Origin of the sequence: Kitasatospora gansuensis (genome assembly GCF_014203705.1) — a bacterium.
GTDB lineage: Bacteria > Actinomycetota > Actinomycetes > Streptomycetales > Streptomycetaceae > Kitasatospora > Kitasatospora gansuensis.
In genome coordinates this window covers 7763857-7784214 of the sequence record NZ_JACHJR010000001.1, presented here as the reverse complement: position 1 = coordinate 7784214, position 20358 = coordinate 7763857, and the positions used below count along the sequence as shown (strand labels likewise).

The 20358-nt window shown below is 71.5% G+C and carries 16 protein-coding genes; 8 read left to right on the top strand and 8 right to left on the bottom strand.

Translation table 11 applies throughout. The features are described from left to right. Positions 1-33: 33 nt before the first annotated feature. Positions 34-882 (top strand): hypothetical protein, encoded by an 849-nt coding sequence (locus F4556_RS35020; RefSeq protein WP_184923408.1) that lies wholly within the window; start codon positions 34-36, stop codon positions 880-882. Here F4556_RS35020 and F4556_RS35015 read toward each other — a convergent pair. Next, complete coding sequence (locus F4556_RS35015) at positions 873-1781, bottom strand: MBL fold metallo-hydrolase (protein WP_184923406.1); 909 nt, start codon at positions 1779-1781, stop codon at positions 873-875. The two genes, F4556_RS35020 and F4556_RS35015, sit on opposite strands and share 10 nt — an antisense overlap. Before the next feature lie 101 nt (positions 1782-1882). Here F4556_RS35015 and F4556_RS35010 point away from each other — a divergent pair, with 101 nt between their 5' ends. The 3 genes from F4556_RS35010 (at position 1883) to F4556_RS35000 (ending at position 4423) form a co-directional block, all read left to right on the top strand. After that, a complete protein-coding gene (locus tag F4556_RS35010) occupies positions 1883-2812 on the top strand; it encodes an AraC family transcriptional regulator (RefSeq protein ID WP_184923404.1) in 930 nt (309 codons plus the stop codon). 143 nt (positions 2813-2955) lie between these two features. Continuing rightward, positions 2956-3516, top strand: coding sequence for a hypothetical protein (locus tag F4556_RS35005; RefSeq protein WP_184923402.1), 561 nt, complete (start codon positions 2956-2958; stop codon positions 3514-3516). 40 nt (positions 3517-3556) lie between these two features. Beyond that, complete coding sequence (locus tag F4556_RS35000; RefSeq protein WP_184923400.1) at positions 3557-4423, top strand: hypothetical protein; 867 nt, start codon at positions 3557-3559, stop codon at positions 4421-4423. A 22-nt stretch (positions 4424-4445) separates the two neighbouring features. On the opposite strand, the gene F4556_RS34995 is transcribed toward F4556_RS35000, so the two are convergent. The 5 genes from F4556_RS34995 to F4556_RS34975 all read right to left on the bottom strand — a co-directional run bounded on the left by F4556_RS34995 (position 4446) and on the right by F4556_RS34975 (position 12031). Next, positions 4446-7475, bottom strand: a complete 3030-nt coding sequence (locus tag F4556_RS34995; protein ID WP_184923398.1) for an alpha-mannosidase — start codon at positions 7473-7475, stop codon at positions 4446-4448. 39 nt (positions 7476-7514) lie between these two features. Beyond that, positions 7515-8768, bottom strand: coding sequence for a glycoside hydrolase 5 family protein (locus F4556_RS34990; protein WP_184923396.1), 1254 nt, complete (start codon positions 8766-8768; stop codon positions 7515-7517). A gap of 36 nt (positions 8769-8804) precedes the next feature. Then, positions 8805-9650: a carbohydrate ABC transporter permease gene (locus tag F4556_RS34985; RefSeq protein ID WP_246511179.1), complete on the bottom strand. Its 846-nt coding sequence runs from the start codon at positions 9648-9650 to the stop codon at positions 8805-8807. Between the two features lie 2 nt (positions 9651-9652). After that, entirely contained in the window at positions 9653-10525 is an 873-nt protein-coding gene (locus F4556_RS34980; RefSeq protein ID WP_184923392.1) for a carbohydrate ABC transporter permease, read from the bottom strand. A 222-nt stretch (positions 10526-10747) separates the two neighbouring features. Then, positions 10748-12031, bottom strand: coding sequence for an ABC transporter substrate-binding protein (locus tag F4556_RS34975; protein WP_184923390.1), 1284 nt, complete (start codon positions 12029-12031; stop codon positions 10748-10750). A gap of 261 nt (positions 12032-12292) precedes the next feature. Between F4556_RS34975 and F4556_RS34970 the strand changes: the two genes are divergently transcribed. Beyond that, positions 12293-14716 (top strand): endo-beta-N-acetylglucosaminidase, encoded by a 2424-nt coding sequence (locus F4556_RS34970; RefSeq protein WP_184923388.1) that lies wholly within the window; start codon positions 12293-12295, stop codon positions 14714-14716. A gap of 63 nt (positions 14717-14779) precedes the next feature. Here F4556_RS34970 and F4556_RS34965 read toward each other — a convergent pair whose 3' ends face one another. Together F4556_RS34965 and F4556_RS34960 are read right to left on the bottom strand one after the other, a co-directional pair. Next, positions 14780-16483: a substrate-binding domain-containing protein gene (locus tag F4556_RS34965; RefSeq protein WP_184923386.1), complete on the bottom strand. Its 1704-nt coding sequence runs from the start codon at positions 16481-16483 to the stop codon at positions 14780-14782. Between the two features lie 150 nt (positions 16484-16633). Beyond that, positions 16634-17494, bottom strand: coding sequence for an MBL fold metallo-hydrolase (locus F4556_RS34960; protein ID WP_184923384.1), 861 nt, complete (start codon positions 17492-17494; stop codon positions 16634-16636). Between the two features lie 155 nt (positions 17495-17649). Between F4556_RS34960 and F4556_RS34955 the strand changes: the two genes are divergently transcribed. From F4556_RS34955 to F4556_RS34945, 3 genes are read left to right on the top strand one after another with little or no spacing between them, the layout of a single operon-like run. After that, entirely contained in the window at positions 17650-18936 is a 1287-nt protein-coding gene (locus F4556_RS34955) for a TerD family protein (protein ID WP_184923382.1), read from the top strand. 16 nt (positions 18937-18952) lie between these two features. Continuing rightward, the gene (locus F4556_RS34950) at positions 18953-19645 is read left to right on the top strand and encodes an AIM24 family protein (RefSeq protein WP_184923380.1); all 693 of its coding nucleotides are present in this window, start codon (positions 18953-18955) and stop codon (positions 19643-19645) included. Between the two features lie 24 nt (positions 19646-19669). Next, positions 19670-20356: an AIM24 family protein gene (locus F4556_RS34945; protein ID WP_313069053.1), complete on the top strand. Its 687-nt coding sequence runs from the start codon at positions 19670-19672 to the stop codon at positions 20354-20356. Positions 20357-20358 lie beyond the last annotated feature (2 nt).

The following is a 20358-nucleotide window of genomic DNA, read 5'->3' as shown; positions in this document are numbered from 1 at the left end:
TCCAGCCGCGCCGCCTGCGTTAGCATCCCGGTCATGCCGATATCCGAGGACGCGACCTCGCCCGGTTGGCGCGTCACCGTCCTGACGCAGAAGCGCCGCACCGGACAGCCGCCGTACTACACACCGATCGCCAAAGGGCAGCCGCTCGCCCGGCGGGGCGACCTGCGCATCCACGCCCAGGTCGGCGGGGTCAACTGCGTCGACGGCGACGGCCGGATCCGCTGGGTCAGCCCCTGCACCGGCATCCCCAACGCCGCCCACATCTCCAGCGGCCGGGTCCTGGTCACCACCGACTCCCAGGAGTACACGCCCTGGGGCTTCCTCGGCCCGGCCCTGCTGCTCGACCTGGCGGACGGGACCCTGATCGCCGAACTCCGGGGCGAGCGCGGCGCCGTCCTGCGCGGCGGCCGCTTCTTCCTCGGGCTCGCGGGCTACGACTTCTTCGACACCTGGGAGTACGACCGCGACGGCAACCAGGTGGACGCCTGGCGCAGTTGCGGCCACTTCGTGGCGGGCAGCGGCATCCGGGTGGTGGAGTCCGACCGCGGCCTGGCGGAGGGCAGCCGGGTGGTCCGGCTGCGGCCCGGCGGCGTGATCGAACGCGGGCCGCGGCTCACCGGCCTGACCGCCTCCGAACCACTGGTCCTGCCGGACGGCACCATCCTGCTCCTGGACGCCGGGGTGCTGCGCGCGGTCGGGCGCGGCCTGGAGGAGACCGTGCTGGCCGAGCTGCTGCCCGTCGCGCCGGACGAGCTGCACCGCTACCTGGGCACCCTGGAGCGCACCGCCGACGGCCTCACCGTGACCCTCGCCGAGCAGCACCCCGAGAAGCACAGCCGCTACACCGTCCACACCTGGACGCTGGCGCTGCGTCAGCTGTAGGCCGCCCAGCGGTCGACGGCGAAGCCGTCGCCCGCCTTCCTGACCTCTGCCGCCCCCGCCCCGCCGAAGTGCGCCGGGATCACCAACTCCCGTTCGTCCGCCGCCCGTTCGAGGATCCGGCGGCGGCTGGTCACCGCCTGCGCCGGGTCCAGGCAGAAGCAGCTGCTGCAGCCAGGACGGAGGATCTGCACCGGGCTGTGCAGCAGATCCCCGACGAAGACCGCCCGGTCGCCGCCGGAGGCGAGCCGCAGGACGGCGGAGCCGGGCGTGTGGCCGGGCGCGGACTCCAGCGTGAGGTGCTCGTCGATCCGGTGGGCGCCGTCCCACAGCACGGCCTGCCCGGCCCGGTGGACGGGGGCGATGCTGTCCTCGTAGAGCAGCCGGTCGTCCGCCCGGTGGCCGTTGGCGTAGTCGTTGCCGGGGCCGTAGTACGCGTCGTCGGCGGCCGGCAGCAGGTACCGGGCGTTCGGGAAGGTCGGCTCCCAACTCCCGTCCACCGCCGTGGTGTTCCAGCCCACGTGGTCGACGTGCAGGTGGGTGTTGACCACCACGTCGACCTCCGCCGGCTTGATCCCGGCCCGGTCCAGCAGGCCCATGAAGTCGCCCTGCCAGTGGTGGAACTGCGGCGATCCCGGCCGCTCGCGCCCGTTGCCCACCCCGGTGTCGACCACGACCGTACGGCCGCCGCTGCGCAGCACCCAGGTCTGCAGGGCGGCCGCCGCCCGGTCGCCGTCCGGCTCCCAGTGGTCCGGCGCCAGCCAGTCCTCGTTCTCCCGCCACACCTCGGCCCCGGCTTCCGGGACGAAGTCCCGGGCCGGCAGGAAGGTCCCCCGCCACTCCACCAGTCGGATGACCTCGACGTCTCCCAGCATCATGCGCTGCACGCTCTCGTTCTCCATGACCACGACCCTAGAGAACATCCGGTGAGCGGCTCAATGCCTGTCGTGCTCAAGCGAATACGCGTGCGTCTCACCGGTGAGGACCTCCGTATGCTGGAGCGATGGATGTAGTGAGCGACGCGATCTCCGCCGTCCGGCTCGGCCGCCCCTCCTCCAACCGGCTCCGGGTCGGCGGGAGTTGGTGCACCCGGCTGGCCCCGTACGACGGCGCGGGGTTCCACGTCGTGCTGACGGGCGGCTGCTGGCTGCTGCCCGACGGCGGTGGCGACCCGGTCTCGCTCGGTGCGGGCGACGCGGTGCTGCTCCCGCACGGCACCGGCCATGTGATCGCCGACTCGCCCGCCGACCCGGCCACCGTGGCACGGGCGGTGCCGTTCGAGCAGTACGACGGCGGGGCGCCCCGGCCCGCCACGGTCGGCGGGGTCGAGCTGCTCTGCGGCAAGTACCGGCTGGACCGCAGCCGGGTGCACCCGCTGCTGGCCGAACTCCCGGACGTCGTCCACCTGCCGAACCGGATCGGCCACCATCCCGAACTCCGGGCCGCCATCGACCTGTTGGGCAGCGAACTGGAGTCGGCCCGGCCCGGCTCCTGCCTGGCCGTGCCCAGCCTGCTCGATCTCCTGCTGATCTACCTGGTCCGGGCCTGGCTGGCCGGGGCGAGCACCGGGGCCTGGTCCACCGCGCTGGGCGACCCGGTCACCGCCGCCGCCCTGCGCGCCCTGCACACCGACCCGGCCGCGCCGTGGACCAACGACCGGCTGGCCGCCGAGGCCGGCGTCTCCCGCCCCACCCTGGCCCGCCGCTTCACCACCCAGGTCGGCCGGCCCCCGATGGCCTACCTCACCTGGTGGCGCCTCACCTACGCCGCCACCCTGCTCCGCGACACCGCCGACCCACTGGCCACCATCGCCCACCGGGTCGGCTACGCCGGTCCCTACGCCTTCTCGCACGCGTTCAACCGCGAGTTCGGCACCACCCCGGGCCGCTACCGCACCGAGCGGCAGGAACGCGCACCGCAGCCGGCCTCCTGATCCGGTTGACGGAGCTTCACCCGGCCGGACCGCATGGCGTGCACACGAACCGTGCGAGTCGCTGTTAGCGTCCGAGCACGGCCCGCCGCGCTGCGAACAACGGGCCCGCGCATGCCACAGTCGGACGAGAGCCGGGAGAGCGGATGGCTACGGAAACCCCGAGGCAAGCCGCACTGCTGGTGAGCATCGTGTCCGCCGCCCTGCTGGCCGGGTGCTCCTCCGACGGCGGCTCTGAGCCAGGCCCCACGACCGCGTCCTCCTCGGCCGCCGAGAGTTCGACCCGGCCGACCGGCACCGCCACCACCAAGCGGAAACAGGACGACGGCGGCTTCGACACGGCCGGCCGGATCTCGGGCGACTTCACCGGGAACGGCGGCCACGTCCACTTCTCGCTGCACAACCCGTCGACGACGGAGACCTACACCGGCACCGTGAACCTGACCGACTGCACGGCAGGCAAGGGCCGCTGGCCGACCGTGTCGCCGAAGAGCTTGCCCGTGAACCTCCGCCCGGGCGCCACCGACGAGTTCGACGTCGACTTCACCCCGGATGAGACGGCGCCGTTCGTCTCCCAGCACACCATCTGCGCCCATCTGACCGGCCGCTCCGAGCCGTGGACCTTCTCCACCACCGCGTCCCCGCCATCCCGCTCCCCCTCCCCGTCGGCGTCCCGCTCCCCGTCCCAGTCCTCACCCGAAAGCTGACAGCAGGTCAGCAGCCGAACCGACCGCGAGGTGCGCCGTGGTGGAGGAACAGAGCCCGACCCGACCGCCCTGGGGCAACTGGGTCAAGACCCTCGCCGGGCTGCTCGCGCCCACCACCGTGCTGACGGCCCTGCTGCTCTACTTCGGCTTCGCCTACACCGACGCGCTGTACGAGCGCTTCGGCGTCGACGCGGCCACCCTGGGCTTCTCCACCCAGGACTACCTGCTGCGCAGCGCCGGAGCGCTCTACCTCCCGGTCGGGACGGCCCTGCTGGCCGGCCTGCTCGGCGTGCTCGGCTACCACGGCGTGACCGCTGCCGGCCGGGCCGGGTCACCCCTGCTGCCCTACCTGCGCGGCGCCGCCATCGGCCTGACGGTGTGTGGGCTGCTGCTGTTCCTCCTCGGCCTGCTCGGCGGCTTCCGGGTCTGGCCGGCCCGTGCGCTCGACACGCCCCTGCTGCTGGGCGGCGGCCTGCTGCTGGTGCTGTACGGGCGGCTACTGCGGGTCAAGGCACAGGGGCAGGACTACCCGGTCGGCCGCGAACTGCCCGCGCTGGCCCTGGTCGCCGCCCTGATCTCGCTCTCCGCCTTCTGGGCGGCGAACGCCTACGCCCACCAGCACGGCCGCGCCGACGCCCGCTACCTGGCCGACCGGCTCTGGCTCCGACCGGCGATCACCCTGGACACCGCCGAGCGCCTGTACTTCCAGCACCCGGACGTGACCGAGGAGCGGCTCCCGGTGGCCGGCCCCGAACAGCGCTTCCGGTTCCGCTACCAGGGACTGCGCCTGCTGGCGCAGTCCGGCAACCGGATGTTCGTGATCCCGGACGGGTGGCGGGCCGACCAGGGCAGCGTCCTGATCGTCCCCGCCGACCCGACCGTCCGGGTCGCCTTCCGACCCGGCTGACGCTGCCCCGGCCCGTACGCCGTCAGCCGCGGACGAACCGCAGCGTGACCAGCTCGAACGGCCGCAACCGCAGCCGCACCCCGCCCTCCGCCACCTCCGCCTGACGCCCCGCCAGCTGACGCTCCAGCAGGTCACACACCAGCACCTCGGCGAAGTCGAACCCGGCCGTGAGCACCGCCGAGGCCCGGCCGCCCGTGCTCTCGTACAGGCGCACCACCACGTCTCCGCTCCCGTCGTCGGCGAGCTTGACCGCGCTGACCGTCACCGCCGCGTTGTCGAGCCCGACCAGCGGCCGGACCTCCGCGTCGCCGGTCACCCGGCGCTCGGGCAGGTTGATCAGGTAGCCCTCCCGGACGGCGTCGCCGATGCCCGCGCCCGGCACCAGCGCGTGCCGGAAGCTGTGCGGGCCCTGGTCGGTGTGCGGGTCGGGGAAACGAGGTGCTCTCAGCAGCGAGAACCGGACCGTGGTGGTCGTCCCCTGATCCTCCCGGACCGTCCTGGTGACGTCGTGTCCGTAGGTGGAGGCGGTCACCAGGGCGACGCCCCAGCCGGGTTCGGCCAGGTGGACGAAGCGGTGGTTGCAGGACTCGAACCGGGCCGCCTCCCAGCTGGTGTTGGTGTGGGTGGGCCGGTACAGGTGGCCGAACTGGGTCTCGGCGGCGTACCGGTCGGTGTGCAGGTCGAGCGGGAAGGCGGCCTTGAGGAACTTCTCGGTCTCGTGCCAGTCCACCTCGGTGCCGAGCTCCACCCGCTTGGCGCCCGCCGTCAGACCGATCGTCTGCACCGCCGTGGACGCCCCGAACGAACGCGACACCCGGACCTGCACACCCTGCGGCGAGTCCGCCGACACGGTGATCCCGTCCACCCCGATCAGGTCGGTGACGGTGTTCCGGTAGAACTGGTCCACGTCCCAGGCGTCCCACATGTTCGGGAAGTCCGGGTGGATCTGGAGCAGGTTGGCTGCCGCCCCGGGGGCGACCGTCTCCCGTCCCTCGGCCAGGTCGAGCACCGACACCACCAGACCCCGGCCGTCCACCTCCACCCGGAGCAGCCCGTTGCCGAGCCGGAACCCGCCGTCCGGCCGGGCCGTCACGGTGCAGTCGCCCGCCCCGGCCCCGACCACCCGGCCGCCACCGGCGGGCACTCCCCCGCGCGGGTGCGGCGCGGCGTTGAAGACCACCTCTCCCCCGGCCGCCGGGTCCCCGGCCAGCGCCTGCTGCGCCCGCTCGATGATCCCGGTCAGCTCGGCGGCCACCGCGGCGTACGTCCGCTCGGCCTCGCGGTGCACCCAGGCGATCGAGGAGCCGGGCAGGATGTCGTGGAACTGGTGCAGCAGGACGGTCTTCCAGATCCGGTCCAACTCCGGGTACGGGTACGGGAGCTGGGCCCGCACCGCCGCCGTGGCGGCCCACAGCTCGGCCTCCCGGAGCAGGTTCTCCGCCGCCCGGTTGCCCTGCTTGGTCCTGGCCTGGCTGGTCAGCGTCGCCCGGTGCAGCTCCAGGTACAGTTCGCCGACCCAGACCGGCGGGTTCGGGTACTCGGCCTGCGCCTTGGCGAAGAACTCGGCGGGCCGCTCCCAGCGCACCCGGGCCGAGCCCTCCAGGTCGCGCAGCCGGGCCGCCTTGGCGATCATCTCGCGCGTGGTGCCCCCGCCGCCGTCGCCCCAGCCGGTCGGCGCGATGGAGTGCCTGGCCACCCCCTTGTCCTTGAAGTTGCGGGCGGCGTGGGCGATTTCGCGCCCGTCCATCGAGCAGTTGTAGGTGTCCACCGGCGGGAAGTGGGTGAAGATCCTGGTGCCGTCGATGCCCTCCCACCAGAAGGTGTGGTGCGGGAACTTGTTCACCTGGCTCCAGGAGATCTTCTGGGTGAGCAGCCACTTGGAGCCCGCGGCCTTGATGATCTGCGGCAGCCCGCCCGCGAAGCCGAAGGTGTCCGGCAGCCAGGCCTCCTCGTTCTCGATCCCGAACTCGTCCAGGAAGAACCGCTTGCCGTGGACGAACTGACGGGCCATCGCCTCGGAGCCCGGCATGTTGGTGTCCGACTCCACCCACATCCCGCCGGCCGGTACGAACCGGCCGTCCGCCACCGCCTTCTTCACCCGGGCGTACACCTCGGGGCGGTGCTCCTTGATCCAGGCGTACTGCTGCGCCTGCGACATGGTGTAGACGAAGTCCGGCTCGTCCTCCAGCAGCGCGGTCATGTTGGCGGTGGTCCTGGCCACCTTGCGGACCGTCTCGCGCAGCGGCCACAGCCAGGCCGAGTCGATGTGCGCGTGGCCGACCGCGCTGATCCGGTGCGCGGACGGCTCGGCGGGCGAGGCCAGCACCCCGGCCAGCTCCGAACGGGCTGCGGCCGCCGTGCCGTTGACGTCCTGCAGGTCGACCGCGTCGAGCGCCCGCTCGACGGCGCGCAGGATGTCCCAGCGGCGCGCGCCCTCGACCGGCAGCTCGGCCATCAGCTCGCCCAGCACCTCCAGGTCGATCACCAGCTGCCACACGTTCTCGTCGAGCACCGCCAGGTCGACCCGCTCCAGCCGGTACTGCGGCTCGCTCCCGGCGGTCTCCTTCTCCCCCAACGCGGTGGGCAGGAAGGGGTGGTAGTCCAGGATCACCGGGTTGGACGCGGCCTCGACGTGCAGCAGCACCTGTTCGCCGCCGGCCGCCGGGGCGGCGATCCGCACCCACTGGTTGCGTGGGTTGAGCCCCTTCACCGGTGTGCCGTCGGGCCGGTAGACCAGGCCCTCGCACTGAAAGCCGGGCATGTTGGCGTCGAACCCGAGGTCGATCAGCGCCTCCACCGTCCGGCCCGCCCACGCCTGCGGCACCGTCCCGCTGACGGTCAGCCAGCTGGTGCCCCAGGGCGCGCCCCAGCGCGCGCCGGCCGCGATCGGGGTGCGCGGGGCGGCGATTCCCTCCGCCACCGGCACCGGTTCGTCCGGCGCGGTCCAGATCCCGACCTCCAGCGGCACCGACTCGGGGTACATCGCCGGGCGGATCCGCTCCGCGAGCACCCGCTTGAGCCGGGACTCGACCAGACTCCGGTCATCATGCATGACAGACACTCCATGAACTACTCGGTGACGGAGGGAACTTCAGCTCTGCTCGACATCCTCGACCGCGACCAGCGCGGTGATGCCGCGCGCCGCGAGGTGCGCGGGGTCGGTGGCCTGCCCGGCCAGCACCACGGCCGGTCTGGCGCCCGCCGCGGTCAGCCGCATGAACGCCTCGAAGAACGCGCCGCCGGGGGCGCAGGTCGAACGCTTGGCCGCCGCCTCCGGCAGGTCCAGCACCAGGGCGGTGCTGCGCGGCGCCGGGGACCGCCAGCCCGTACGGACCTCCTCGACCGCGCGCGCGATCGCCCGGCCGGCCGGTTTGACCCGTCGGTCGTTGGTCAACAGCCCGAGGCTGTACTCCAGTTCGGGGAAGTCGGCGAGCGATCGGGACACGTCGTGCGAGCACCACCAGGTGATGCCCCACAGCTCCGGGCAGTCGAGGGCGCCGGCCACCGTGGTCCGGACGAAGTCGGCCGCCCCGTCCGGTGGGATGTGCGGTTCCGGGGCGCCGACCTCCTGGAGCCAGACCGGCCGGGCCGGGTCTTGGGCCCAGGCTTTGGAGAGCTCGATCAGGTAGGCCGCGTGCTGCCCGACCGCGACCGAACCGGCGCCGTGGCGCTGGGCGGTGCCGTTGAACACCCAGGAGTGCACCGCCGTCGCCGCGCCGATCCTGGCGGCCTGCGCGGGGGTGAAGGGGTGGTCGTCCTGGTACCAGCACGCGTCGTACTCGGCGTGCAGGTGCAGCCGTCCCGGCGCGCCCCGCTCGCAGGCGTCGATCATCCGGCGCAGCCAGGCATCCGCCTGCTCGGGGGTGATCCGGTCCGGGTCGGGGTGCGGGTCGCCGGAGAACTGGTTGATCTCGTTGCCGACGGTCATCCCGAGGAAGTTGGGCCGCTCCGCCAACGCCGAGGCCAGGGTGTGCAGGTAGCGGGTCTGACCGTCCAGCACCTCGGGGTCGGTAAAGATGTTCCGCCGGTGCCAGGTCGCGGTCCAGGCGGGCAGGAAGTCGAAGCTGGACAGGTGGCCCTGCAGCCCGTCCACCGCGACGTCGAGCCCGCGTTCGCCCGCGAGGTCGACCAGTTGCACCAGCTGCTCGACCGCCCGGGGCCGGATCAGCGTCCGGTTCGGCTGGAACAGCGGCCAGAGCGGGAAGACCCGGAGGTGGTCGAGGCCGAGCGCGGCGATCGAGTCCAGGTCGGCCCGGATCTGGTCCGGGTCGAAGTCCAGCCAGTGGTGGAACCAGCCTTGGCTCGGCGTGTAGTTGACGCCGAAACGGGGAGTGCTGGTGGTCATACCGGGAACGGCCCTCCTTCTGCGGAGTACGCGCGGTCAGCCTTTGACCGCGCCTTCCTCGACGCCCTTGAAGAAGAAGCGCTGGAGGGTGGCGAAGACCACGACGACCGGCAGGAAGGCGATCATCGTGCCGGCCGCGATCAGCCGGGGGTTGGCGCTGAACGTGCCGTTCAGGTACTGCAGTCCGACGGTCAGGGTGTACTTGTCCGGGTCGTTCAGCACGATCAGCGGCCAGAGGAAATCGTCCCAGGCGCCGATGAAAGTGAAGATGACCACCACGCTGAGCATCCCCCGGACGTTCGGCAGGCCGACGTGCACCAGGCGCTGCCAGACGTTGGCGCCGTCCACCAAGGCCGCCGCGTCCAGATCGGGCGGGACGGCCTGGAAGGCGGTGCGCATCAGCAGCACGTTCAGCATCGCGACCGCCCCGGGCAGCGCCACCCCGGCCAGCGTGTCGGTCAGGCCGAGGCTGCGCACCGTCACGTACTGAGAGACGATGGTCACCTCGCCGGGCAGCACCAGGGTGGCCAGGAACAGGCCGAGCACCAGCCGGGCGCCCCGGAACCGCAGCCGGGCCAGCGCGAACCCGGCCAGGGTGGCGCCCACCGCGTTGCCGATCACCGCGATCGCGGCCACCACCAGCGAGTTGGCGGCGTACGTCCAGACCGGGATGGTGTCGGCCACCTTGCCGTAGTTGGCGAGGGTCGGCTCCTGCGGCCAGAAGCCCGGGGTGCGGGACCAGACGTCCTCCCCCGGGCCCTTGAGCGAGGTGGACAGCTGCCACAGGAACGGGCCGATGGTGATCAGCAGCACCAGCGCCAGCAGCAGGTAACGCACCGTCCGCTCGGCGGCTGACGGAGTGTTGAAACTCGCCCGGGCCATGCTCATCCCGCCTTTCGGTTCAGCCGTGCCAGCAGCAGCATCGGGCCGATGGTGATCAGGAAGAGCAGCAGGCTGAGCGCCGAGGCGTAGCCGATGTGCCCGGTGAAGCCCCGGCTGTACATCTGGATCAGCATCACCACCGACATGTCGCGCCCGCCCGGTCCGCCGGTGCCGTGCGAGAGCACGTACAGCTCGGAGAACACCCGCAGGGCGGAGACCGAGATCAGCACCGAGATCAGCAGCATGGTGGGCCGCACCCCGGGCAGGGTGACGTGCCAGAACCGGCGCAGAGCTGACGCCCCGTCGGCCGCGGCCGCCTCGTGCAGCTCGCGGCCGACGTTCCCGAGCGCCGACAGGTAGATCACCATGTAGTACCCGAGGCCCTTCCAGACCGTCAGTCCGATCGCGCTGAACAGCAGCAGCCAGCGGTCGGTAAGGAAGGACACCGGCTGCTCGGCCAGGCCGAGTTGGCCAAGCACGCCGTTCACCAGGCCCCGGTCGTCCAGCACCCAGCCCCAGATCAGCGCGACCACCACGGCCGAGGCGATCACCGGGGTGTAGAAGGCGGTCCGGAAGAAGGTGATGCCGGGCAGCCGCTTCTCCACCAGCAGGGCCAGCAGCAGCGGGAGCAGGGTGAGCAGCGGCAGGCAGATCAGCAGGTAGACGATGCTGTTCAGCAGCGCGTCGGCCAACTGCTCGTCACTGAACGCGCGTTCGTAGTTGGCCAGGCCGGTGAAGCGGCCGCCGCCGAGCGGCTTGGCGTTGGTGAACGACAGCACCACCGTGTTGAGCGCGGGCCACAGGTTGAAGACGGCCAGCCAGACCACGGCCGGGGCGGCCAGCAGCCACGGGGTGAACCAGCGGCGGTGGGTCATCGTGCACCTTTCCGGTTGCCGGCGGGTCTCAGACCGACCGGCACTTGGGGGGCGGGTGAAGAAGCGGCGTTGGGGTGCGTGCCTCGGCGGCGCCGAGGAGGAAGTCCATGCGGAGCATCGGCGACCGACGAGAAGCCGGCGAAGGGCCCCTCCTGCCCGATACCGGGCAAGGAGGGCGCGTGCCCCGGCGTCGCGACGCCGCCCACCAATTGCCGGTCGGTCTCAGTCCTTGAGCAGCTGGTTGCAGCGCTCGACCGCCGTGTCCAGCGCCTGCTTGGAGCCGGACTGACCGCTGATCGCGAGGGCGATCTGCTGGTTGACGATCGTGCTCATCGCGTCGTTGACCTGCACCGGCTGCAGCATCTGCGCCTTGGCCAGCGAGTTGAAGGCGATCACCTTGGCGTCCCCGGCGTTGCTGCCGTCGCTCTTGCTGAAGAAGGCGTCCCCGGCCGAGGCCTTGGTGGAGGGGAAGATGCTGGTCAGGTGGGCGAAGGCGGCCTGGTTCTCGGCGTTGGTCACCCAGCGGGCCAGCGCGACGGCGGTGGCCGGGTTCTTGCTGCCCTTCGCGACCGAGAGGCCCTGGACGTAGAGCGGCGGCGTGCCCATCGCGGCGGACGGGACCACCTTCGGGGCGAGGGTCGGGTTGTCGGTGGCGAGGCTGGTGATGTAGTTGCCGCCGCCCGTGGTCCAGGCGACCGTACCGGCGTTGAACAGCTTGGCGTTCCCGGCGTAGGTCTCGGTCAGCACGTCCTTGGGGAGCAGGCCCTCCTTGAAGGCGGCCACGTACTTGTCGAGCAGGGCGGCGGCCTCGGGGGTGTTGTAGGTGAAGCTCTTCCCGTCCTCGGCCATGATCTTCACGCCCGCGTTGGCCAGGTCGCCGAGGCCGGGCTTACGGCTCATCAGGTAGGCCGCGCCGCCCGACTTCTCCTTGACCGTCCTGGCCTGCGCGATCAGCTCGTCCAGGCCGGCCGGCACCTTCTTCGGGTCCAGGCCGTATTTGGTGAGCAGCTCCGAGTTCCAGTAGTTCACATCGGTGTTGAGGTACCAGGGGTAGCCGTACGCCCCGGTGCGTCCGGCGAAGCGGTAGGCGTCGATGCCGCCCTTGACGTAGTCCTCGGTCAGCTTCGGGTCCGCCCCGGCCACGTCCAGCAGCATGTTCTGCTTGGCCAGCGGCAGTGCGAAGTCCGGCGGGAGGTTGACCACGTCGGGCAGCGAGCCGCCGGCCGCCTGGCTGAGCACCTTGTCGGAGTAGCCGTCGCCGGGCTGGTCGAGCCATTCGACCTCGGTGCCCGGGTACTTCTTCTCGAAGGCGGCGATCACGCCGTCCATGTAGGTGGTGAACTTCGGCTTCAGGGCCCAGGTCTGGATCGAGACCTTGCCCTTCACCTCGCCCGTGACAGCCGCGCTGTCGGTGGCGGTACCGGAGTTGTCGCCGAGGCCGCAGCCCGCCAGGGTCGACAGGGCGAGCGCGGTGACGGTCAACCGTACCCGGTGGCTTCTTCGCATCAGAGGGGTCTCCTGGTGTGTTCAGACGAGGGTGGGCCTGACTAAACCGCTCTAGTGATCGGGGACTATGCCCCCGATCCGATCCGCCGTCAAGGGTGCGCGCAGCGGCGTGCCAGCCCAACTCTGCTGACTCACAAGGCACTCAATCCGCCCGAGGGGTACCCGCCCTCTTGACGGCGTCAGCTAAAGCAATTTAGCCTCCGGGGCGGCATGCCAGCCCCGAGCGCAACTCCACCCACTTCGCTTGGACCGGAGCATCGGATGAGACGACACGTCCCCCTCCTGCTGACCACGGCGCTCACCGCGGCCGTCCTCGGCATCGCCCCCACCTCGCACGCCACCGAAGGGACCGCGGTCACCGCGGCCGCCGGCACCCAGCCGTTCGCCTCCTACTGGTACCCGAGCAGCATCCTGAACTGGGACCCGGCCACCGACCCGGACGCCCGGTTCAACCGCTCCCGGGTCCCGCTCCGGCCCCGGGTCTCCGACCCAGCCCTCAAGGCCAACACCAACGCCCGCGCCGGGGAGGGGAAGATCGCCTCCCTGGTCTCCTTCGGCCCGACCTCCAACAACCCATCGCAGGGCTCGGCCGACCCGAACTACTACGCCTTCGGGTACTGGCAGTACGTCGACAAGCTGGTGTTCTGGGGCGGTTCGGCCGGCGAGGGCCTGATCCTCGCCCCCAACCCGACCGTGATCGACGCCGCCCACCGCAACGGCGTGAAGGTCTACGGGACGGTGTTCTTCCCGCCCACCGCGTACGGCGGCCAGCTCCAGTGGGTCCGCGACTTCACCCAGAAGTCCGGCACGACCTACCCGGTCGCCGACAAACTCGCCCAGGCCGCCCAGTACTACGGCTTCGACGGCTGGTTCATCAACCAGGAGACGGACGGTGGCGACGCGGCGCTGGCCACCGAGCTGCGCAACGAGATGCGCTACGCCCGCTCGCTCGGCCCGGTCGAGTTCATGTGGTACGACGCCATGACCGAGTCGGGATCGGTGAGTTGGCAGAACGCGCTGACCTCGGCCAACGACGCCTTCCTGCAGGAGTCGGCCAAGCGGACCTCCGACTCGATGTTCGTCAACTTCGGCTGGAGCAGCTCCGGCCTGAACTCCTCCCGGACCCTGGCCCGTTCACTGGGCCGCAGCGAGTACGAGCTGTACTCCGGCATCGACACCGAGGCCAACGGCTACAACACCTCGGTCTCCTGGGGCGCCCTCTTCCCGGCCGGCCAGCCGCACACCACCTCGCTCGGCCTCTACCGGCCCGAGTGGACCTGGAAGTCCGCCACCGACCGCGCCGACTTCTACGCCAAGGACTCCCGGTACTGGGTCGGCGCCAACGCCGACCCGGCCAACACCACCACCTCCTCGTCCTGGAAGGGCCTGGCCAACTACGTCGCCGAGTCCTCCCCGATCACCGCCAAACCGTTCGTCACCTCCTTCGGCACCGGCCAGGGCGACTTCTACAACTCCGGTGGCGTACGGGTCGGTTCGACCGGCTGGAACAACCTCTCGCTGCAGGACGTGCCGCCCACCTACCACTGGTCGGTCAGCTCGACGGGCAGCAGGCTCACGCCCTCCATCGACTTCACCGACGCCTACGAGGGCGGCTCCTCGCTCCGGCTGACCGGCACCCTGGACGCCACCAACACCGTCCGGCTCTACCAGACCCAGCTGCCGGTGGCCGCCGACACCAAACTGTCGGTGACCCTCAAGACCCCGACGGCACGCGCCACCAACCTCCGGGCGGCGGTGGCCTTCACCGACGCCCCGACCAGCTTCACCACCCTCGACCTGGGCTCGACCACCGGCTCCGGCTGGGAGACCCGGACGCTGGACCTGTCCGCCTACGCGGGAAAGACGATCGCCCAGATCGGCCTGCAGACCGTCGGCAGCATGCCCTCCTTCGATCTGAAGATCGGTCAACTCCGGGTCTACGACGGCCTGGTGGACACCGCCGCCGCACCCACCGCACTGACCGTACTGGGCAGCACCGACGTCTCCGCGACCCGCAAGTCCCTGCGGCTGGCCTGGACGGCCTCCGCCGCCGGCTCGGTCCACCACTACGAGGTCTACCGCCGGAACGCCGACGGCACCCGGACCTTCCTCGGCGCCACCCCGAACGACGCCTACTTCGTCCAACAGCTCGACCGGGTCGGCACCGAGGCCGCCACCACGCTGGACGTCGAGGCCGTCTCCACCGAACTCGGCCGCTCCACCGCCACCAGCACGGCGGTCGGCTGGTCCACCGTCACCGAGTCCAACCTCGCGCTGAACCGGCCTGCCACCGCCTCCAGCCAGTGCAACACCAACGAGGGCGCGGCCAAGGCCGTCAACGGCAGCGTCTCGGGCGGCAACAGCGACAAGTGGTGCGCGCTGACCGCGAGTCCGTCACTGGAGGTCGACCTCGGCTCGGTCCGGCCGCTCACCCGCTTCACCGTCAAGCACGCGGCGGCGGGCGGCGAGAGCGCGTCCTGGAACACCCGCGACTTCACCGTCCAGGTCCGCAACGCCACCACCGACCCCTGGACCACCGCCACCACCGTCACCGGCAACACCGCCGCCGTCACCAACCACCCGGTCGGCCTGACCGCCCGCTACGTCCGCCTGGTGGTCACCAAGCCCACCCAGACCACCGACCCCGCCACCCGCATCTACGAGTTCGAGGCCTGGGGCTCCTGACCCGGCACCAGCTCACCGATCCTGACGGCCGGAGCGTCGAGACCGGCTGACCGGCCGTCAGGCTCAGATCGCCGTGAGCGTGAGCACCGACGTGTACGTGCCCGGCGGGGTGCTGGTCGGGATCTCCAGGGTGAGGTCCGCGCCGGCCCGGGTGGTGCCCGGGCCGGTACCGGTGCTGAGGGTGCGTGGGGTGTCGAGGCCGGTGCCGGGTGGGACCGGCGGGCCCGGGGTGACGGAGCGGATGGTGCCCCGGTCGAGGACAGCCGGGGCCCAGCCGAGGTGGCGGGCTGCGATGACGGCGGAGGCGGTCGGGCCGGCGAAGTCGCTCGCCTGACCGGAGAGGGACCAGGCGAGGTTGCCGGGGCGGGTGTCGGTGACGGTGACCGGGGTGATCGGGCCACCGGTGCGGAACCAGTCACCGGCGGGGTCGAGCGCCGCCTGCGGCAGGACCACCCGGGGCGGCCCGGCCACGGACACCACCAGGGCACCGGGGGCCAGGTCCACGGTGATCCGCTGCACCACCCCTGACGGAGCGTCCGTGGCGCAGGCCGGAGCGCCGAGCCGGTCGCACGGCAGCGGCGGCGGCGTGTTCCCGATGACGGCGGCGGACGGCGCGGCGCAGGCCGACGGGTCCGGGCCCGCGGCCGGAACCCCGGGGATGCGCGGCAGGACCTGGAGCCCGGCCGCGATCAGCCCGGGGGCCAGCGGCGCATCGCCCGAGGCAACTGCCGCCCCCTGGTGGCACAGCCCGTACCTGGCGAGAACGCCGAGCGACTCGCCCTTGGCGGCGGTGAAGTTGCCGACCTCGGAGGTCGGCACGATCAAGTGGCTGACCACCGGCAACGGGTAGGCGCGCGGGTCCGGGCCGGTGCGGACGCCGGAGAGGTTGACCGGCTCGCCGGGCGTGACGGTCGCGGCGGTCAGGCCGACGGCCACCGCGCCCGGGGTGGGCGCCGTGTAGTAGCCGGCACCGTTCAGCACCCGGGCGGTCGGCACCCGGGCCTCCGCGGCATAACTCGCGTTCGTGTACCCGATCGAGCCGTTGTTCGCCTGGTTCGCGACGAAGGCCGCGACCGACAACGCGGAGCCGAGTGCTGTCACGGTGCCCGGAGCGGCCGGGAAGTAGGCCGTGCCACCGCAGGGGGCACCACGGACGGCCGAGCAGTGCGCGTCCCAGGCGGCGGGCTGCTCGGCGGCGAGCCAGCGAGTCAGTTCGAAGCTGGTGGCGTTGCCGTCGGACCGGACGGCCGGGCGGATCGGCAGGTCGGGCAGGGCCAGGCCGGGGTTGTCGGCGACGATGACGGGGTCGTTCCACCGGGTGACGGACCGGGTGAAGATCCCCGCGACCGCGGCACTGGACAGCCGCAGATCGGTGACCCGCCGCCCGTTGACCACCAGGTTGTACGGGAACGCCACGGCCCCCGCGGTGACCGGCAGATAGGCGAACGGCCGGGCCGGCGGCGGGTCGGTCACGCCCTGGTCGACGATGCCGTACGGGAGTTCCGAGACGGCGAAGTCCGTCGTACCGCTCCGGAAGTTCGCCCGCCCGTAGGTGGCGCCCTGCGGGTCGTAGTCGACCGTCACCCCGGCGGGCCGGATCGCATAAATCCAGGAGTCGAGCTGGTTGTACGCGGTGGTCGATCCGGCACCGGACACCCGGGCACCGGCCGCCGCCGCCGGTGACGCACCGTCGACCACCAGACAGACCAGGGCGGTCGCCAACGCGACCGTGCCCGGCGAACGCCACCAGTTCGCGGCTGACCGCACGACGTACCTGCTTCCCCCGAAGACGCTTTTCGTGATCACCCTTGGCAGCCCCGGTGAACGTGCAGCGACTTCCCGCCGAAGGGCGGACATGCGGAATTCGAACGTCGGAGGGACCGAAGGTCCCGGCACCCCCGGTGCCGGGACCACAGGTCATCGGTAGATGACGAAGTCCGGGTAGGGGTGCTGCCCGGGCTTGTCGCCGATCTCCTCGATGGCGGCGCGGATCTGTCGGAGGTGATCGGCCGTCAGCTCGAGGACGTGCTCCTCGGGCTGGTACGTCATCAGGATGGGGTAGTCGTCACCCGGGGTGGTGGTCATCTCGATGTGGCAGCCGAGGACATGGCTGACCGGGCGGGTCTCGGTGAAGGAGACCAGGCGGTCGATCGAGCGGGTGAAGGCCTCCCAGTCCTCGACGTACAGCCGGCCCGGGTAGACGGTATCGCCGGTGAGCAGGAAGCCGGTGTGCGGGTCATAGTAGGTGACCGCGGCCCGGTGGTGGCCGGGGGTGGCGATGCACTCCAGGGCCCGGCCGCCGAGGTCGAACGGGACGATCCGGGACGGGTCCTCGGCCAGGCCGAGGTAGCCCCAGGCGCTCTCCCGGTCGGCGGGGACCACGACGGTGTCCGGCCGGTCGGCGAACTGGCCGTCCCCGGCGGTGTGGTCACCGTGGCCGTGCGAGTGCAGCACCACCAGCTGGTAGGCCGCGCGCGGGTGGGTGGCCAGCCACTGCTCGACCAGGGCGTCGACGGTGGCGCGGAGCGGGAAGTACTCGGCGGAGGCGGTCGCGCCGGTGTCGATCAGAACGGCCCGGTCCGCGCCGAAGAGCAGGTAGAGGAACGGCGCCTCGTAGTTGACCGCCATGTTCTGACGGAGGATCAGGGTGTGCTCGTCGTAGGAGTACACCTGGATGTCCGGGTCGGTGTTGTGCTTGGCCGAGGCCGAACCGTGGATCCACCGGACGTCCAGCGGACGGGTGGCCGGGACTCCGGTGTTGAAGGTGATCTTGTCCATGGCCCGCAAGTTACCGTGCGGCACCGGAGGCGCCAAGGGGTCGGCCGACGCGCGGGCTGAGGCGGTGTCAGGTGCCCGGGGGCTGCTCTCGGCCACGTGGCTGGGATAAGGTCCGGAGATCAAGTATGTCGTCCGGAAGGGGGCCGGTCCGCGCCATGTCCAGAGAACTCGCCAAGGCGTCCCGGGTACGGGTCAGTGAGCTCACTTCGAGCACCGACCTCTACCTCGGTGTGCACATCGCCGGGCCCGGACTCACCTTCGACATCAGCTGCTTCGGGCTCGACGCCGAGGAACGGCTGAGCGACGACCGGTACTTCGTCTTCTTCAACCAGCCGAACAGCCCCGAGCAGTCGATCAGGCTGCTCGGCGCACAGCAGGGCGACTCCGAGTCCTTCGCGGTGGCGCTGCCGCACGTTCCGGACACCGTCCACAAGTTGGCGCTGACCGCGACCATCGACGGCGACGGCCAGATGTCCCAGGTGGCCTCGGGCTACGTCCGGATCGTGGCGGACGGCACCGAGGTCGGCCGGTACAGCTTCACCGGGACGGAGTTCTCCACCGAGCGGGCCGTGATGCTCGCCGACGTCTACCGGCGGGCCGGCGAGTGGCGGTTCGCCGCCGTGGGCCAGGGCTTCGACGGGGGCCTGCAGGCGCTGCTGGAGAACTTCGGCGGCGAGGCCCTTGAGGAGGACGCCCCGGTCGCAGCCATTCCTGCCCAATCCCCGGCTCCCGACGCAACGCTGGTCGCCGTCCCCGCCCAGCCCACCGAGCCGGTCCCGGTCGGCGTGCGGGTCTCGCTGACCAAGTACACCGAACTCCCGGAGAGCCCCGGCTGGGTGCAGCAGAACGACAACCTGGTGCGGGCCACCCTGACCAAGGGTCAGGACGTGCTCGCGCTCCAGGGCAGCATGGTCGCCTACCAGGGCAAGGCCGACTTCGCGTACGAGGCCTCCGGCATGCTGCGCAAGCTGGTCGGCAACCTGACCGGCCAGCCGCTCAAGCTGATGCGGGTCTCCGGCGAGGGTCAGGTCTTCCTCGCCGACGAGGCCTGCGACCTGCACCTGGTCAAGCTGGAGGGCGACTCCTTCTGCGTCGGCTCGGACCGGCTGCTGGCCTTCGACGCGAACCTCGAGTACGAGGTGCGCCGGATCGAGGGCGAGGGCCTGCCGAACGGCGGCTACTTCACCCTCCAACTCAGCGGGCACGGCACGCTCGTGGTGAAGACCAACGGCATCCCGGTGCTGCTGCCGGTCACGCCCGTCCCGGAGACCTTCGTCGACATCCAGGCGCTGGTCGCCTGGTCCAAGGGCGCCCAGGTGATCACCACCGCTCCGGTCCGGATCCGCCGTTCCTCGTACGCCGGGCACACGGCGCAGTCGCACAGTCTCCAGTTCCGCGGCGCACCGGGGAACTTCGTCGTCGTCCAGCCGTTCGAGGTCTGAGGACCGAGGGGGAGTCATGCAGGCACAGTTCCTCGCGGGCGGCGGGCTCGGCACCCACCGGCCCGCCGACACCGCGGCGCGGATGAGCAATCACGGCAAGGCGATCTGCCGGGTCGCGGTCACCGCCCAGACGGACGTCTACGCCAAGGCCGGCGCGATGGTCGCGTACGACGGCTTCCTCCAGTACGAGGCGGTGTCACAGACCTTCCGCCGGGCGCTCGGTGAGTGGGCGTCCGGCGAGCGGAGCCCGCTGCTGCGCTGGTCCGGCGACGGCGCGCTCTACCTCGCCGACATGGGCGCGGACGTGCTGAACCTGCACCTCGACAACGAGAAGCTGTCGATCAACGGTTCGCACCTGCTCGCCCTGGACGCCACCCTGGAGTGCGCGGTGGAGAAGGTGAAGGGCGTGGCCATGATGGCCGGCACCGGCCTCTACAACGTGCAGGTCTCCGGCACCGGCTGGGTCTCCGTCACCTCGCGCGGCGTCCCGGTGGTGCTCAACTGCGCCGAGGCCGAGACCTACGTCGACCCGGACGCGCTGGTCGCCTGGACGACCGGTCTCGAAGTGCGCGCCCGCCGGTCCATGAAGCTCGGCTCGCTGGTCGGCCGCGGCAGCGGCGAGGCCATGCAGCTCGGCTTCAAGGGCACCGGCTTCGTCGTCGTCCAGCCCAGCGAGGACACCGCCGACCGTCTCAAGATCCGCGGCTGAGAACCGAGTTCGAGGAGCCCCTCCGTGCAGAGCCCCCTCCTGGCGCACACCGCCGGCACCGGCACCGACCGCTTCGGTCTGCAGAACCCGCAGCTGCTGCGGGTGGTGCTGGACGGCAGTTCCGACGTGCTGGCCCGCACCGGCGCGATGGTCGCACACGTCGGCAAGGTCGACTTCACCCCCTGGACGCCCGGCAACAGCCGACAGCGCCGGGAACGTCGGCAGGCCGCCGACGTCCTCGACCTGATGCGCTGTTCCGGCACCGGCACCGCCTACCTCGCCAACCTGGCCCAGCACCTGCACGTGCTGCCGCTGAACGGCGAGCCCATGGTGATCACCAACACCTACGTCCTCGCGCTCGACGCCACCCTGCAGTGGCAGACGGTGTCCATCGAGAACGGCGACCGGATCGCCGGAATCGGTTCGCACGCACTGGAGTTCACCGGCACCGGAAGCCTGGTCCTGATGACCTCGGGCCGCCCACTGGTCCTGCCGGTCGAGCCCGGCCAGTACGTCTACGGCGACGCCGACGCGGTGGTCGGCTGGTCCTCCGGGCTGGAGGTGCAGCTGCTCGCGCAGACCAGCAACACCGAGGCCTGGCGCCGCCGCGGCACCGCCACCGAGGGCTGGGAGCTGTCCTTCACCGGGAAGGGCTACGTGATCGTGCAGCCCAGCGAGCTGCTGCCCCCGCAGCGGGTGCCACGCGGCTGATC

Bases quoted from the DNA above. Each gene is read 5' to 3' on its own strand.
- F4556_RS34975 (WP_184923390.1), bottom strand. From the start codon at position 12,031: ATGCGAAGAAGCCACCGGGTACGGTTGACCGTCACCGCGCTCGCCCTG.
- F4556_RS34955 (WP_184923382.1), top strand. From the start codon at position 17,650: ATGTCCAGAGAACTCGCCAAGGCGTCCCGGGTACGGGTCAGTGAGCTC.
- F4556_RS34990 (WP_184923396.1), bottom strand. From the start codon at position 8,768: ATGACCACCAGCACTCCCCGTTTCGGCGTCAACTACACGCCGAGCCAA.
- F4556_RS34980 (WP_184923392.1), bottom strand. From the start codon at position 10,525: ATGACCCACCGCCGCTGGTTCACCCCGTGGCTGCTGGCCGCCCCGGCC.
- F4556_RS34950 (WP_184923380.1), top strand. From the start codon at position 18,953: ATGCAGGCACAGTTCCTCGCGGGCGGCGGGCTCGGCACCCACCGGCCC.
- F4556_RS35020 (WP_184923408.1), top strand. From the start codon at position 34: ATGCCGATATCCGAGGACGCGACCTCGCCCGGTTGGCGCGTCACCGTC.
- F4556_RS35005 (WP_184923402.1), top strand. From the start codon at position 2,956: ATGGCTACGGAAACCCCGAGGCAAGCCGCACTGCTGGTGAGCATCGTG.
- F4556_RS35010 (WP_184923404.1), top strand. From the start codon at position 1,883: ATGGATGTAGTGAGCGACGCGATCTCCGCCGTCCGGCTCGGCCGCCCC.
- F4556_RS34970 (WP_184923388.1), top strand. From the start codon at position 12,293: ATGAGACGACACGTCCCCCTCCTGCTGACCACGGCGCTCACCGCGGCC.
- F4556_RS34960 (WP_184923384.1), bottom strand. From the start codon at position 17,494: ATGGACAAGATCACCTTCAACACCGGAGTCCCGGCCACCCGTCCGCTG.
- F4556_RS34995 (WP_184923398.1), bottom strand. From the start codon at position 7,475: ATGCATGATGACCGGAGTCTGGTCGAGTCCCGGCTCAAGCGGGTGCTC.
- F4556_RS34985 (WP_246511179.1), bottom strand. From the start codon at position 9,650: ATGGCCCGGGCGAGTTTCAACACTCCGTCAGCCGCCGAGCGGACGGTG.
- F4556_RS35015 (WP_184923406.1), bottom strand. From the start codon at position 1,781: ATGGAGAACGAGAGCGTGCAGCGCATGATGCTGGGAGACGTCGAGGTC.